At 71.0% G+C, this 14299-nt stretch carries 15 protein-coding genes; 11 read left to right on the forward strand and 4 right to left on the reverse strand.

Annotated features, from left to right (window positions below; genetic code table 11):
* The first annotated feature begins 319 nt into the window (after window positions 1-319).
* From purS to purL, 3 genes are read left to right on the forward strand one after another with little or no spacing between them, the layout of a single operon-like run.
* Window positions 320-565 (forward strand): phosphoribosylformylglycinamidine synthase subunit PurS, encoded by a 246-nt coding sequence (gene purS / locus AB0I22_RS36650; RefSeq protein ID WP_362160031.1) that lies wholly within the window; start codon window positions 320-322, stop codon window positions 563-565.
* Window positions 562-1287 carry a phosphoribosylformylglycinamidine synthase subunit PurQ gene (gene purQ, locus AB0I22_RS36655; RefSeq protein ID WP_363135355.1) on the forward strand — a complete coding sequence of 242 codons (726 nt, stop codon included), beginning with the start codon at window positions 562-564 and terminating at the stop codon, window positions 1285-1287. The genes purS and purQ overlap by 4 nt, the downstream gene beginning before the upstream one ends.
* Window positions 1287-3536, forward strand: coding sequence for a phosphoribosylformylglycinamidine synthase subunit PurL (gene purL / locus AB0I22_RS36660; RefSeq protein WP_363135356.1), 2250 nt, complete (start codon window positions 1287-1289; stop codon window positions 3534-3536). Before purQ ends, purL begins: the two co-directional genes overlap by 1 nt.
* Before the next feature lie 75 nt (window positions 3537-3611).
* On the opposite strand, the gene AB0I22_RS36665 is transcribed toward purL, so the two are convergent.
* Window positions 3612-3773 (reverse strand): hypothetical protein, encoded by a 162-nt coding sequence (locus AB0I22_RS36665; protein ID WP_363135377.1) that lies wholly within the window; start codon window positions 3771-3773, stop codon window positions 3612-3614.
* Window positions 3774-3887: 114 nt separating this feature from the next.
* Here AB0I22_RS36665 and AB0I22_RS36670 point away from each other — a divergent pair, with 114 nt between their 5' ends.
* The 4 genes from AB0I22_RS36670 to AB0I22_RS36685 all read left to right on the forward strand — a co-directional run bounded on the left by AB0I22_RS36670 (window position 3888) and on the right by AB0I22_RS36685 (window position 7071).
* Window positions 3888-4400 carry an ArsR family transcriptional regulator gene (locus AB0I22_RS36670; RefSeq protein WP_363135357.1) on the forward strand — a complete coding sequence of 171 codons (513 nt, stop codon included), beginning with the start codon at window positions 3888-3890 and terminating at the stop codon, window positions 4398-4400.
* Window positions 4401-4466: 66 nt separating this feature from the next.
* The gene (locus AB0I22_RS36675; protein WP_363135358.1) at window positions 4467-5294 is read left to right on the forward strand and encodes a M23 family metallopeptidase; all 828 of its coding nucleotides are present in this window, start codon (window positions 4467-4469) and stop codon (window positions 5292-5294) included.
* Between the two features lie 10 nt (window positions 5295-5304).
* Window positions 5305-6147 carry a sterol carrier family protein gene (locus AB0I22_RS36680; RefSeq protein ID WP_363135359.1) on the forward strand — a complete coding sequence of 281 codons (843 nt, stop codon included), beginning with the start codon at window positions 5305-5307 and terminating at the stop codon, window positions 6145-6147.
* 156 nt (window positions 6148-6303) lie between these two features.
* Window positions 6304-7071 (forward strand): hypothetical protein, encoded by a 768-nt coding sequence (locus AB0I22_RS36685; RefSeq protein WP_363135360.1) that lies wholly within the window; start codon window positions 6304-6306, stop codon window positions 7069-7071.
* Window positions 7072-7159: 88 nt separating this feature from the next.
* Here AB0I22_RS36685 and AB0I22_RS36690 read toward each other — a convergent pair whose 3' ends face one another.
* The gene (locus AB0I22_RS36690) at window positions 7160-7300 is read right to left on the reverse strand and encodes a hypothetical protein (protein WP_363135361.1); all 141 of its coding nucleotides are present in this window, start codon (window positions 7298-7300) and stop codon (window positions 7160-7162) included.
* Between the two features lie 591 nt (window positions 7301-7891).
* Between AB0I22_RS36690 and purF the strand changes: the two genes are divergently transcribed.
* Together purF and purM are read left to right on the forward strand one after the other, a co-directional pair.
* Window positions 7892-9409 carry an amidophosphoribosyltransferase gene (gene purF, locus AB0I22_RS36695; RefSeq protein ID WP_363135362.1) on the forward strand — a complete coding sequence of 506 codons (1518 nt, stop codon included), beginning with the start codon at window positions 7892-7894 and terminating at the stop codon, window positions 9407-9409.
* Between the two features lie 49 nt (window positions 9410-9458).
* Window positions 9459-10553 (forward strand): phosphoribosylformylglycinamidine cyclo-ligase, encoded by a 1095-nt coding sequence (purM, locus tag AB0I22_RS36700; protein ID WP_363135363.1) that lies wholly within the window; start codon window positions 9459-9461, stop codon window positions 10551-10553.
* 89 nt (window positions 10554-10642) lie between these two features.
* On the opposite strand, the gene AB0I22_RS36705 is transcribed toward purM, so the two are convergent.
* Together AB0I22_RS36705 and AB0I22_RS36710 are read right to left on the reverse strand one after the other, a co-directional pair.
* Entirely contained in the window at window positions 10643-10912 is a 270-nt protein-coding gene (locus tag AB0I22_RS36705; RefSeq protein ID WP_363135364.1) for a DUF3073 domain-containing protein, read from the reverse strand.
* Between the two features lie 294 nt (window positions 10913-11206).
* Window positions 11207-12340 carry a Glu/Leu/Phe/Val dehydrogenase dimerization domain-containing protein gene (locus AB0I22_RS36710; protein ID WP_363135365.1) on the reverse strand — a complete coding sequence of 378 codons (1134 nt, stop codon included), beginning with the start codon at window positions 12338-12340 and terminating at the stop codon, window positions 11207-11209.
* A 183-nt stretch (window positions 12341-12523) separates the two neighbouring features.
* On the opposite strand from AB0I22_RS36710, the gene AB0I22_RS36715 reads away from it, so the two are divergent.
* Window positions 12524-13360 (forward strand): hypothetical protein, encoded by an 837-nt coding sequence (locus AB0I22_RS36715; RefSeq protein ID WP_363135366.1) that lies wholly within the window; start codon window positions 12524-12526, stop codon window positions 13358-13360.
* A gap of 585 nt (window positions 13361-13945) precedes the next feature.
* Window positions 13946-14152, forward strand: a complete 207-nt coding sequence (bldC, locus tag AB0I22_RS36720; protein WP_003949541.1) for a developmental transcriptional regulator BldC — start codon at window positions 13946-13948, stop codon at window positions 14150-14152.
* Window positions 14153-14299: the final 147 nt, after the last annotated feature.

Below are 14299 nucleotides of genomic sequence, written 5' to 3' on the forward strand. Positions count from 1 at the left end.
CGGTCCTTTCGGCCAGCAGCTCCGCGAGGACGTGCGGAGATGCGATGGGGTCGGTTGTCACGGATCAATGCTTTTTCATTTGTACAGCGAGAGACATTGCATTGTGAAGCCCAGTTAATTCGGCCCGCGTGTCCCTCCGCAATCCGGACAGTACGTTTTTCCCGGAATTTTCCCCGGCACATACCCGTGGCGATGCCTAAACGTGACCGTGCGGCGGCAGTTGGGGGCGATGAACGCCCGATCCGTGTCTATGCGCGTAGATTTTCCGGGCGGGTACGCTGGCGGGACCGCCTTACGCACCACACCACCGGGAGTGCCAGTGGCACGCGTCGTAGTCGACGTCATGCTCAAGCCGGAGATCCTCGACCCGCAGGGGCAGGCGGTGCACCGCGCACTGCCACGCCTGGGTTTCGAGGGGATCGCCGACGTCCGTCAGGGCAAGCGCTTCGAACTCGAAGTGGAGGGCCCGCTCGACGATGCCGCCCTCGCCCGTATCCGCGAGATGGCGGAAACCTTCCTCGCGAACACCGTCATCGAGGACTTCACCGTCCGGGTCGACTCATGACCGCGACCCCCAGCGCCGACGCCGGGGGCTCCGCGGGCCTCGGCAACGCCCGTATCGGCGTGGTCACCTTCCCCGGCACGCTCGACGACCGCGACACCCAGCGCGCGATCCGGCTGGCCGGCGCGGAGGCGGTGGAGCTGTGGCACCGCGACAAGGACCTGAAGCAGGTCGACGCCGTGGTTCTGCCCGGCGGCTTCTCCTACGGCGACTACCTCCGGGCGGGCGCCATTTCGCGTTTCTCGCCGGTCATGGAGATGATCATCGAGGGTGCCCGGCAGGGGCTGCCGGTACTCGGCATCTGCAATGGCTTCCAGGTCCTCACCGAGACGCACCTGCTGCCCGGCGCGATGCTGCGCAACAACCACCTGCACTTCATCTGCCGCGACCAGCGGCTCCGGGTGGAGAACGCGGACACGGCCTGGACGAACACGTATGACGCCGGGCAGGAAATCAGCGTCCCGCTGAAGAACATCGACGGCCGGTACGTCGCCGATGAGCGCACCCTGGACGAGCTGGAGGCCGAGGGGCGCGTCGCATTCCGCTATCTCGGGATGAACCCCAACGGCTCGCTGCGCGACATCGCCGGCATCACCAACGCGGCGGGCAACGTCGTCGGTCTGATGCCGCACCCCGAGCACGCGGTGGAGCCGCTGATCGGCACGGGCCGCACGGACGGCCTCGGATTCTTCACCTCGGTTCTGAAGCAGTTGGTGAGCGCCTGATGACTCTCGACACCGTAAAGAACGCCGAGCAGACCCCTGACGCCGAGCAGCCGTGGGCCGAACTCGGCCTGAAGCCGGACGAGTACGCGCGCATCCGCGAGATCCTCGGCCGCCGCCCGACCGGCGCCGAGCTGGCCATGTACTCCGTCATGTGGTCCGAGCACTGCTCGTACAAGAGCAGCAAGGTCCACCTGAAGCAGTTCGGCGAGAAGGCCCCCGCCAATGACGCGATGCTCGTCGGCATCGGCGAGAACGCGGGCGTCGTCGACGTCGGCCAGGGCTACGCGGTCACCTTCAAGGTCGAGTCGCACAACCACCCCTCGTACGTCGAGCCCTACCAGGGCGCGGCCACCGGCGTCGGCGGCATCGTCCGCGACATCCTCGCCATGGGCGCCCGCCCCGTCGCCGTCGTGGACCCGCTGCGCTTCGGCGCGGCCGACCACCCCGACACCAAGCGCGTCCTGCCGGGCGTCGTCGCGGGCATCGGCGGCTACGGCAACTGCCTGGGCCTGCCCAACATCGGCGGCGAGGTCGTCTTCGACCCCTGCTACCAGGGCAATCCGCTGGTCAACGCCGGCTGCATCGGCGTCATGAAGCACGAGGACATCCACCTCGCGAAGGCGTCCGGCACGGGCAACAAGGTCATCCTGTACGGGGCCCGGACCGGCGGCGACGGCATCGGCGGCGTCTCGGTGCTGGCGAGCGAGACCTTCGATGACGCAAAGCCGGCGAAGCGGCCCGCCGTCCAGGTCGGCGACCCCTTCCAGGAGAAGCTCCTCATCGAGTGCACCCTGGAGATCTTCGCGGAGCGGCTCGTCGCGGGCATCCAGGACCTCGGCGGCGCGGGCCTGTCCTGCGCCACCTCGGAGCTGGCCAGCGCGGGCAGCGGCGGCATGCGCGTCGAACTGGACACCGTGCCGCTGCGCGACTCCTCCCTCTCGCCCGAGGAAATCCTCATGAGCGAGTCGCAGGAACGCATGTGCGCGATCGTCGAGCCCGACAAGGCCGACCGCTTCCTGGAGATCTGCGAGAAGTGGGACGTCATCGCCACCGTCATCGGCGAGGTGACGGAGGGTTCGCAGCTGGAGATCTTCTGGCACGGCGAGCAGATCGTGGACGTGCCGCCGCGCTCCGTCGCGCATGACGGCCCGGTGTACGAGCGCCCGTACGCCCGGCCCGAGTGGCAGGACGCGCTCCAGGCCGACGACGCCGCCAAGCTGCCGCGCCCGGCCACCGGCGACGGGCTGCGCGCGCAGGTCCTCCAGCTCGTCTCGTCCCCGAACCAGGCGTCGAAGTCCTGGGTCACGGACCAGTACGACCGGTTCGTGCAGGGCAACACGGTCCTGGCGCAGCCGGAGGACTCCGGGATGGTCCGCATCGACGCGGACACCAACCTCGGCGTCGCGATCGCCACGGACGGCAACGGCCGCTACGCCAAGCTCGACCCGTACACGGGCGCGCAGCTGGCGCTGGCCGAGTCGTACCGCAACGTCGCCGCCTCGGGCGCCAAGCCGCTCGCCGTCTCCGACTGCCTCAACTTCGGCTCGCCCGAGGACCCGGCCGTCATGTGGCAGTTCGCCGAGGCCACCCGCGGTCTGGCGGACGGCTGCCTGGCCCTCGGCACCCCGGTGACCGGCGGCAACGTCTCCCTCTACAACCAGACCGGGGACACGGCCATCCACCCGACGCCGGTGGTCGCCGTGCTCGGCGTCATCGACGACGTCACCCGCCGCACGCCGGTCGCGTTCGCGGAGGAGGGCCAGCTGATCTACCTCCTCGGCGACACCGAGGAGGAGCTGGGCGGCTCGGCCTGGTCCCAGGTCGTCCACGGCCACCTCGGCGGGCTGCCGCCCAAGGTGGACCTGGAGCGGGAGAAGCTCCTCGCGGAGATCCTGATCTCCGCCTCCCGCGACGGCATGGCCGACGCGGCGCACGACCTCTCCGACGGCGGCCTGATCCAGGCCCTCGTCGAGTCCTGCCTGCGCGGCGGCAAGGGCGCCCGGATCGTCGTCCCGGACGGCCTGGACCCCTTCGTCTTCCTCTTCTCCGAGTCCGCGGGCCGCGCCATCGTCGCGGTCCCGCGCAGCGAGGAACTCCGCTTCAACGACATGTGCGGCGCCCGCGGCCTCCCGGCGGCCCGCATCGGCGTGATCGACGGCACGGAGATCGACGTCCAGGGCCAGTTCACCCTGCCCCTGGCCGAGCTGCGCGAAGCGCACGAGGCCACGATCCCGGGCCTGCTGACCTGACGATCGGCTCACCCAGTACGTACTGACGGCCCGCCCCCGCGCCGGGGGCGGGCCGTCGTGCGTCGGCTGTGCGGATCAGCGAGTCGTCGCCTCGGCCAGGCGTCGGTCCAGCTCCGCGTCCAGTGCGGCTTGTTCGGCCTCGGTCGGGTCGTATCCGTTCCACTCGCGCAGGACGGCGCGGGCCCGCTCGGCCCGCTCGGCCAACTCGGCGGGGGTGGGGGCGTCGGCATCGGTCATGGGGGGCTCCATTCGTCCCTTGGAAGGTACGGCCCGCCCCCGCGCTGGGGCGGGCCGTCGGCGTTTCCGTCACCCCGCTTGCCAATTCATACGTAATTACGTAACTTTTAAAGCGTGGATCTTGAAGAGCGCGTGGCAGAGCTGGAGAGACGGCTCGCGGCACTGGAGGAGCGGGGCGGAGACGGCCCTCGCGCCGCACCGGAGGCGGACGGCGGTGGCTTCTGGGCCCTGGAGGGACTGAAGGAGCGGCTGGCCGAGGACGGCGCCGGCGGGGGCGGAGTGCTGTTCACCGGGGCCGTGCGGATGCCGACAGGGCTGCGGTACGAGTGGCAGTACGGGCTGGCCGCCGACACCGTCCTGGACGCGGACTGGGCGGCCGCCGCCGAGTCGTTCGCCGCGCTGGGACAGGCCGTGCGGCTGCGGCTGCTCCGCGAGATCCTCGACGGCCGCGACACCGCCGCGGCCCTGACCGAACTCGACGGGATCGGCACCACCGGCCAGATCTACCACCACCTGCGGCAGTTGAGCGCCGCCGGCTGGCTGCACGCGCCGTCGCGGGGCCACTACGAGGTCCCCGCGGCCCGGGTCGTCCCGCTGCTCGTGATGCTGGCCGCCGCCCAGCCCTGAACCGGCGGCCGCGCCCGCCGCACATACCGAAACGGCTCCACCGGCCGTACGACACATGGGGGAACAATGTCCGTACGCAAACTCAGCATGGTCGCCGGCCGCTGCTGCCTGGTCATCTTCTTCGCGATGGTCGTCGCGGGGTTCTTCGCGGACATCCCGCGCTGGGCGAAGTGGATTCCCCTCGTGGCCTCGATCGTCCTCATGCTCGCGCCGCACCGCAAGGCCACCGACCTCCACGGCCCCTCGTCCGAGCCCGTCGAGGTCGCCCCGCCCGTCACCGGCCGCTGGTCGGCGCTCAACAGCCCCGCCGACAAGGTCCCCAGCCACGGCACCCGCGCGTACGGCCAGGCGTACGCGATCGACATCGTGGCGGAGTCCGAGGAGCACCCCCGCCCCGGCTTCGGCTGGTGGCCCATCGTCCGGCGCAACCGCGACTTCCCCGGCTTCGGCGCGCCCCTGACGGCCGTCGCCGACGGCACGGTCGTACGGGCGACCGACCGGGCCCGCGACCACCTCAGCCGCACCTCCGTCCTCTCGGCCCTCTACCTCCTCCTCTTCGAGGGGTCGTTCCGCGAGGTCGGCGGCGCCGGAAAGCTGGTCGGCAACCACCTCGTCCTCGACCTCGGCGGCGGTACGTACGCCATGTACGCCCACCTCCAGCGCGGCTCCCTGGCCGTACGCGAGGGGGAGAAGGTCCGGGCGGGGCAGCCCGTCGCCCGGTGCGGGAACTCCGGCAACTCCAGCGAGCCGCATGTGCACTTCCAGCTGATGGACGGCCCGGACCTGGACACCGCGCGCGGCATCCCGTTCCGCTGGACCGGCGTCGGAGTGCCCGGCAACGGCGAGGTGTTCACGGTCGGCGTGACCGCCGAGAAAACGTCACTCCGCGATTAAGGTCGGTTCCATGCCTCCCGCTCAGCGCAAGCCCCGCGCCCGTACGTACGACCCCGCCAAGGTGCGCGGCGCCCTGGACGGCCAACTGCGGGCGGTGCGGACCGCGGTGGGCACGCTGTGCGCCGCGCCCGACGCGGAGCCGCTGCTCGCGGCCCGGTCGCAGCTGGGGGAGTGGACGGTGCGCGATCTGATCACGCACATCGCCGTCTGCCTGGAGACGCTGCCGCGCGCCCTCGCCGAGCGGCCCGCGCCCGCCGCGGCCGACCTCGACCTCCAGCGGTATCTGGCCGCTCTCCGCGAACAGGCCGACGACATCGCGGCGGCGACGGCGGCCGAGAGCGACGCGCTCGCCGCCGCGGGGGAGGCGGGGCCGGAGGCCGTCGTCGCCCGGCTGGACACGGCCATCGGCCGGCTGACGGCGGCCGTCGCGGAGTCGGGCCCCGCGACGCTCGTCCCGACGGGCTACGGGGCCATGACCGTCAATGACTTCCTGGTGACCCGGCTGCTGGAGACCGTGGTGCACGCCGACGACCTGACGGCCGCGACCGGCACCGCCGTCTCCCACGACCGCCAGGCCCTCGCCGCCGTCACCCGGCTGCTCGCCGACGCGCTCGCCGCCAAGGCGCCCGGCGGCTCCGTGGAGGTCCGTGTGCCGCCCTTCGCGGTCGTCCAGTGCGTGGCGGGCCCCCGCCACACCCGCGGCACCCCGCCCAACGTGGTCGAGACCGACCCGCTGACCTGGATCAGGCTCGCCACCGGCCGTACGGACTGGGTGAGCGCCGTCGAGGCCGGCGCGGTCTCGGCGAGCGGGGAACGGGCGGACCTGGCGGACCAACTGCCGCTGCTGGGCTGATCCGCCCGGCGCGGCCGGCATCCATGCCGGGGCCTGCGCCGTTTCGGCAAGCGGGTGAAGCCTCACACCTCTAATAACCCTCTGGGGTCGCGCCATTACCGCGGGTGTCATTCCGTGGTGTATGCGAATCGACCGTTCAGAAGGGAACGTCACGCAATGTCCTCATTCACGCCTGCCACCTCCCGTAGCGCCCTGACCCGCGGTGCGGCCGTCGCGGTCACCGGCGCCCTCGCGCTCGGCCTCGCGGCCGTTCCCGGGATGGCCTCGGCCGCCTCCGGCGACCGGAGCGAGACCGTCCGGACCGCGCCCGTCCCCAAAGCCGAGATCGCGGTCAAAAGCGGCGTCACCAAGATCACGGTCTCCGCCGAGACCGTCGCCCAGCTCCGAGCCAAGGGCATCCTCCTCACCCGGCTGGACGCCCGCGGCAACCTCGGCGCCAAGGTCGACGCGGAACAGACCCTCGACTTCGGCGTGAAGTCCGGCGCCGTCTCGAACGTCAAGGGCAAGGTCGGCGGGCGGCTCGCCTTCAAGACGACCGGCATCGCGCTGGTCAACCTCCGCAACCAGCGGATCGCCCGGCTCACCGCCTTCCAGGCCGACCTGACCACCGGCATCATGCGCGCGACCCTCGACCGCAGGACCCCGCTCGAACTGGGCACCTTCTCGCGCCCCAAGGTGAACACCGCCGTCAACACCAAGGCACGCGAAGTCAACGTCCAGGGTGGTCTGGTGCTCGGCGGCAAGGCGGCCGGCCAGCTCAACAAGGCCCTCCAGACGAAGGCGTTCGTGCCGGGCGCCCCCCTGTTCGACGCCAACAGCAGGATCACACTCGACGAGAAGGCCGACCCGCGCGCCGTACGCGAACTCGGCCGCGAGGCCGCCCCCTCCAAGGCCGTGCAGGCCCCGCAGCGCGCCGTCCGGTAACCACCGGAGCAGACCCGTACGGACACAGGGGCGCGGACCGGTCGACAGGCCCGCGCCCCTCATGCGCCGTACGGACGGTGACGGTCTCTCAGCCCTCGCCGCGTTCTCCGGCGCCGGGGACGACGAACCCGCGGACAGGCGGTTCGCCGCCTTCCCGCGCGGCCTGCTCCCGCGCCACGCGCCACGCCTCCGCGAGGCCGGCGTACCGAGGGTCGATCCACTCAGTCATGGAGCCTCCAATCGACGCTCAACCTACGCCCCCGCCGGCCCGGACACCTTTTGACTGCACGGCGGTTGCGGCGTCGGCATGGGACGGATGGTGCACTCCGTCGAGTGCTGACAGTTCGCGGCCACGGGCACGAGCGGAGCGCCCGCAGGCGGCCCCCACAGGGCTTCGTCCACGTCGTACCCGCAGGCCCGGACCTTCTCGCGGGTCCGGTCCAGTACGTCCGGGTCGTAGTGCATCGGATCCCATCCAGGGAAGTGATGTACGAACCCGACTCCCAGCGACGCGCACAGGTCCGCGTACAGCTTCGTGTGCAGGATGAGTCCGTGCCAGCCTTCGTCGACGACGCGCGAGGGCGCGAGCCCGGCCCCCGGGAACCGGGCACAGGCGGTGCAGGGAGGGCCGCGGAGCACGGAGTGCGGCGCCGACGACAGGGCGTCGCCGCCCGCGCCGGTGGAGTCGGGTCCGAGCCGGGGCCGCGGGCGCCGCCCCGGCGGTGATCCCCCGTGTGCGACAAGTGGCTGTCCGTGGTGTGAGCAATTCCTGGCAATCCCCGGTTCGGATGAACCTGTTCCCTGCCCTAGACTCGAAGACGTGCCACGTGGTGACGGACGACTCAACCACGACCTGCTCCCCGGCGAGAAGGGCCCCCAGGACGCTTGCGGCGTCTTCGGGGTCTGGGCTCCGGGCGAAGAGGTCGCCAAGCTCACCTATTTCGGGCTGTACGCGCTGCAGCACCGGGGACAGGAGTCCGCGGGCATCGCGGTGAGCAACGGCTCCCAGATCCTGGTCTTCAAGGACATGGGCCTGGTCTCCCAGGTCTTCGACGAGACATCACTCAGCTCCCTGACGGGACATATCGCGGTCGGCCAGGCCCGCTACTCCACCACCGGAGCCTCGGTGTGGGAGAACGCGCAGCCGACCTTCCGGGCGACCGCCCACGGCTCCATCGCGCTGGGCCACAACGGCAACCTGGTCAATACGGCCGCGCTCGCCGAGATGGTCGCCGACCTGCCGCGCGACGGCGGCCGGGCCACGCATGTGGCCGCGACCAACGACACGGACCTGGTCACCGCGCTGCTGGCGGGCCAGGTCGACTCCGACGGCAAGCCCCTGACCATCGAGGACGCGGCCGCCAAGGTCCTCCCCGACGTCATGGGCGCCTTCTCCCTCGTCTTCATGGACGAGCACACGCTGTACGCGGCCCGTGACCCGCAGGGCATCCGCCCGCTGGTCCTCGGGCGGCTGGAGCGCGGCTGGGTGGTGGCCTCCGAGACCGCCGCCCTGGACATCTGCGGCGCCTCCTTCATCCGGGAGATCGAGCCGGGCGAGCTCGTCGCCATCGACGAGAACGGGCTGCGCTCCACGCGCTTCGCCGAGGCCAGGCCCAAGGGCTGCGTCTTCGAGTACGTGTACCTGGCCCGCCCCGACACCGACATCGCGGGCCGCAATGTGCACCTCTCCCGGGTGGAGATGGGGCGCAAGCTGGCCGCCGAGGCGCCGGCCGAGGCGGATCTGGTGATAGCGACTCCGGAGTCGGGCACCCCCGCCGCCGTGGGGTACGCGGAGGCCAGCGGCATCCCGTTCGGGACCGGGCTGGTCAAGAACAGCTATGTCGGCCGTACGTTCATCCAGCCGAGCCAGACCATCCGCCAGCTCGGCATCCGGCTGAAGCTCAACCCGCTCAAGGACGTCATCCGCGGCAAGCGCCTGGTGGTCGTCGACGACTCGATCGTCCGCGGCAACACCCAGCGCGCCCTGGTCCGGATGCTCCGCGAGGCGGGCGCGGCCGAGATCCACATCCGGATCTCGTCTCCGCCGATCAAGTGGCCGTGCTTCTTCGGCATCGACTTCGCGACCCGCGCCGAGCTGATCGCCAACGGCCTCTCGGTCGAGGAGATCGGCAAGTCGCTGGGGGCCGACTCGCTGGCGTACATCTCCACGGACGCGATGATCGAGGCGACCACGATCGCCAAGCCGGACCTGTGCCGGGCCTGCTTCGACGGCGAGTACCCGATGGAGCTGCCCGACCCCGAGCTGCTCGGCAAGAACCTCCTGGAGACCGAGCTCGCGGGCGGGCCCGACGCGGCGGACGCCCTCCGTCGCCCGTAACGCCGCGACCCTCGCAACGCCGCAGCTCACCGACGAGAAAGTTCCAGCAATGCCTGCAGAGTCTTCCGCGGCCGCGCCGCGTCCGGACACGGGTGCCAGCTATGCGGGCGCCGGTGTCGACATCGAGGCCGGCGACCTCGCCGTAGAACTGATGAAGGAGTGGGTCCGCAAGGCCACCCGCCCCGAGGTCGTCGGCGGGCTCGGCGGCTTCGCCGGGCTCTTCGACGCCAGCGCCCTGAAGCGGTACGAGCGCCCGCTGCTGGCCTCCGCGACCGACGGCGTCGGCACGAAGGTCGACATCGCCCGCCGGATGGGCGTCTACGACACCATCGGCCAGGACCTGGTCGGGATGGTCGTCGACGACCTGGTGGTCTGCGGCGCCGAGCCGCTCTTCATGACCGACTACATCTGCGTCGGCAAGGTCCACCCGGAGCGGGTCGCCGCGATCGTCAAGGGCATCGCCGAGGGGTGCGTCCTCGCGGGCTGCGCCCTCGTCGGCGGCGAGACCGCCGAGCACCCGGGGCTGCTGGCCGCCGACGACTTCGACGTCGCCGGCGCCGGTACGGGCGTGGTCGAGGCCGATCAGGTGCTGGGCGCGGATCGCATCCGTACGGGTGACACGGTGATCGCCATGGCATCGTCCGGCCTTCACTCGAACGGGTACTCGCTCGTGCGCCACGTGCTCTTCGACCGGGCCGGCTGGGAGCTGGACCGCGAGGTGGCGGAGTTCGGCCGCACCCTCGGCGAGGAGCTGCTGGAGCCCACCAAGATCTACTCGCTGGACTGCCTGGCCCTGGCCCGCACCGCCGAGGTGCACGCCTTCTCGCACATCACCGGCGGCGGGCTCGCGAACAACCTGGCCCGCGTCGTCCCCGACGGGCTGCGCGCCACGGTGGACCGCTCGACCTGGACCCCCGGTCCGGTCTTCGACCTCGTCGGCCGGCTCGGCGGCGTCGAGCGCCTGGAGCTGGAGAAGACGCTGAACATGGGCGTCGGCATGGTGGCCGTCGTGCCCGAGGCATCGGCGGACGTGGCGCTGACGGCCCTGGCCGACCGAGGCGTGGACGCCTGGGTGGCCGGCGAGATCACCGAGCGCGGCGGAGACGCCGAGGCAGTGGCACTGACCGGTGACTACGCGAGCTGACCCGGCGCGGGGCAGCACAGAACCCGGTCCGGGGGCGGGCCCTGGACCGGGTCAGTGGTCGTACCGCGGAGGCGGACGCTTGAAGGGCGTCAAGTGCGGCGACGATGCGAGTGCTGATCGGACGACTGGTCGTCGTCCTCGCCCTCGGCATCGTCAGTGTTGTAACGATCCGCGTACTGAGCGTACGGATCGTCGTCCAGCTTGTCCTCGTCCTCAACAAGCGGCTCGCTCTTCGGCGGCTGCTTCGTGGGAGTTGCACCCAGCTCGTTGGCCAGGCGCGAGAGGTCCGTCCCGCCGCTGTTGTACTTCAGCTGGCGGGCGACCTTCGTCTGCTTGGCCTTGGCCCGGCCGCGCCCCATGGCTCGACCCCCTCAATGACGGGGCTCGACGGCCCCAGAGTCTTGACACGCGTTCATGAGTCAGAGCGGACTCTCGACGGAGAGACCGGTCTGTAGGGCTTCAACGGTACCTGCTTCCGCGGTCATACGGTACGTCGCCCGCGTGACGCGCCCCGGAGCAGAACCCGCAAGGAGCCCCGTCCTCGCTGGTCATCTGCGATTTTAACGCGTCCCGCGCGGCGACCCGCCGACGGGTGGTGAGAGATCTCTCCCTCGCCGCCCGCCGTACGGTCCGCGTCAACGACTGTGAACGGGCTACAGAGCCGCCCCGCGGGCCTCCGCGATGCGCTGCTCGGCCAGCCGGTCGGCCGCCTCGGCGGGCGGGATGCCCTCGGACTTCGCCCGGTCGAATATGGCCAGAGTCGTGTCATAGATCCGCGTCGCCTTGGCCTTCGCCCGGTCGAAGTCGAAGCCGTGCAGCTCGTCCGCGACCTGGATCACGCCACCCGCGTTCACGACGTAGTCCGGCGCGTAGAGGATGGACCGGTCGGCGAGGTCCTTCTCGACGCCCGGATGGGCGAGCTGGTTGTTGGCCGCGCCGCAGACGATCTTCGCGGTGAGGACGGGCACGGTGGCGTCGTCCAGCGCGCCGCCGAGCGCGCACGGCGCGTACACGTCCAGGTCGGCGCGGATGAGCGCGTCGGTGTCGGCGACGGCCCTGACCCCCTCCCGGTGGTGGGCCAGGAGGCGCTCGACCGACTCCGCCCGTACGTCCGTGACGACGACCGAGGCGCCGTCCTCGACGAGGTGCCGCACGAGGTGGTGGCCGACCTTGCCGACGCCGGCGACGCCGACCGTGCGGCCGCGCAGCGTGGGCTCGCCCCAGGCGGCCTGCGCGGAGGCGCGCATGCCCTGGAAGACGCCGAAGGCGGTGAGCACGGAGGAGTCGCCGGCGCCGCCGTTCTCGGGCGAGCGGCCCGTGGTCCAGCGGTTGGCGCGGGCGACGACGTCCATGTCCTGCACGTACGTGCCGACGTCGCACGCGGTCACATAGCGGCCGCCGAGGGAAGCCACGAACCGGCCATACGCGAGCAGCAGTCGCTCCGACTTCACCCCGCCCTCCGCCACCGGGGCGGGGTCGCCGATGATCACGGCCTTGCCGCCGCCGTGGTCCAGCCCGGCGAGCGCGTTCTTGTACGACATGCCGCGGGACAGGTTGAGCGCGTCCTGGACGGCGTCGTCCTCCGAGGCGTACGGATAGAAGCGGGTGCCGCCGAGGGCGGGGCCGAGGGCTGTGGAGTGGAGGGCGATGACGGCCTTCAGCCCGCTCTCCCGGTCCTGGCAGAGCACGACCTGCTCATGGCCGCCCTGGTCCGATCGGAAGAGCGTATGCAGCACGTTGCCGCCGTCGAGGGTGGGACGTACGTCGGTCACGGTGGTGACTCCCATAACTCGCGGAGGAAGCCCTCCGAGGGGTGGGGGAGGGCCGGTCGGCAAGAGCGTAAGACCTGGCGGCCCGGCAGATCAGGTAGGTGCCGAGGATCACTCTCCCAGGCGGCGGTGGCGTGGGACGATTTGGCCAGTACGGGGAGGACAACTCCCAGTGACGGACTCCGGCTTGAGGGAGCGGGCGTGACCTTGGCGTCGTCAGTGATTGTCCCGTATGCAGCGTATCTGCGGGTTTACGAGCCACTGGCCGCTTTCCCGGAACCCGAGCGTGGTCATTGGGCGCGCTACGCCAAGCGCGAGAAGCTGCCGAGCGCGCAGGACGAACTCCGACGCTCGCTGGCGGACTTGCTGCCGACGCCGCCCGTCGCGGTGCCGGTGCACGAGAGCGGCGACGCGTTCGTCGCGGTCGTGGACGGCGTCACCTGCGTCTGCCCCTGGCGGACGCGGCTGCGCGGCTGGCAGGCCCTTGAGGGGCTCACGGAGCAGCTTCCGGGGCTCGTCCTGGACGCGGCCCTGCCCCCGGTGGTGCGCCGGCAGGCGGAGGCGGACTACGAGCGGTGGCGGGAGCGCAATCCGGACGCCCGGCCGTGGATCAAGACGGCGACCTGGCATGTGCCGGTGCGCTGGTTCGTCCTCTTCGCGGCCGAGGAGCGCGAGTACGACAAGGGCGACGACGCGCTGGTACTGCGCTACCGCACGCCGATGGTCGAGGCCCGGCGCCGGGTGGCGCGCGCCCTGCGCACCCTCAAGGACTCCCTCGAAGAGGGCCCGTTGATCGACGGCCTGGTGGAGGTGGGGCGCTGGCTGGAGGAGTTCCACCCGCGCTCCCTGGTCGAACTGGACTACGGCGGGCTGGTGCACGTGGTGCCCGAGGCGGATCTCGCAGACGACCGGTCGGCCGAGGACGTGGCGGAGGGGCTCGCCGCGCTGCGGGACGGCGACGGCGCGGGCGCCGGCGCGGCGTACGGGCGGCTGACGGACCGGTGGAGCGCGGTCCGGGACCGCCAGTACGCGAGCTGAGAACGGGCGGCGCGGGAACCGCGCGGCTCATGGAGCCGTCGAACTCTCAGAAGGCCGCTGTGGTCCGAGGGATGGAAGAGTCGGCAGTGGCGGCCGGTTCGGTGGGATGCTGATGTGGCGGATGAGTTGCCAGCCAGGCAAGGACCTAGGTCCCGATCCGGGCCATTGCCGCAACCGTGACCTAAAGCACTGACATCGGGCCTTGCGCGCATCCCCCACTGTCGTGTCAAAATAGGACAAGGAGTCTGTGAATGGCTCCTTCCGTTCAACTACGGGCGGATTGCTCGGCATTGCACTCCTTGGCGGGTCTGGTGACCCCTGATCCCGCTGTGACTGATCGTCACGGTGGCGTGACTGTCCGCTATGGCATGGTCCATCGGGTTCCGTCGAGGTTGAACACCTGAGAGGGCAATTCCATCGGTTTGGCCGACGCGGCTGGACGGATGGTGTAGTTGTAGTGCCGAGGACAAGCCGTTCGTCCTATAACCGACTCGGCCCGCGTCCGCCATTTCGGGCAACGCGGGTCAAGGTGCAGAATTTAGAGGAAAGAACCGTGATGGTTCGGTTCTCCCGAGGAGGCCGCTCATGACCGCTCGCACCCCTGATGCCGAGCCGCTGCTGACCCCGGCTGAGGTTGCCACGATGTTCCGCGTGGACCCGAAGACGGTCACGCGCTGGGCCAAGGCAGGCAAGCTCACGTCCATCCGCACGCTCGGAGGACACCGGCGTTACCGCGAAGCGGAGGTCCGCGCGCTGTTGGCGGGCATTCCGCAGCAGCGCAGCGAAGCCTGAACAACCGCTCCACCCTTGCGTCACCGGGCTGTTCGCCGGGTCCCCCAACCCGGTAGCCGCCCGCTCAGCTCCACCGGCAGTACCCGCTTCACCTGCGTCATCAGCTTCACCCGCTCCACCAGGGGCACCTGTTCCATCAGTTCCACC

It is taken from the genome of Streptomyces sp. NPDC050610, from assembly GCF_040654875.1.
Lineage (GTDB): Bacteria > Actinomycetota > Actinomycetes > Streptomycetales > Streptomycetaceae > Streptomyces.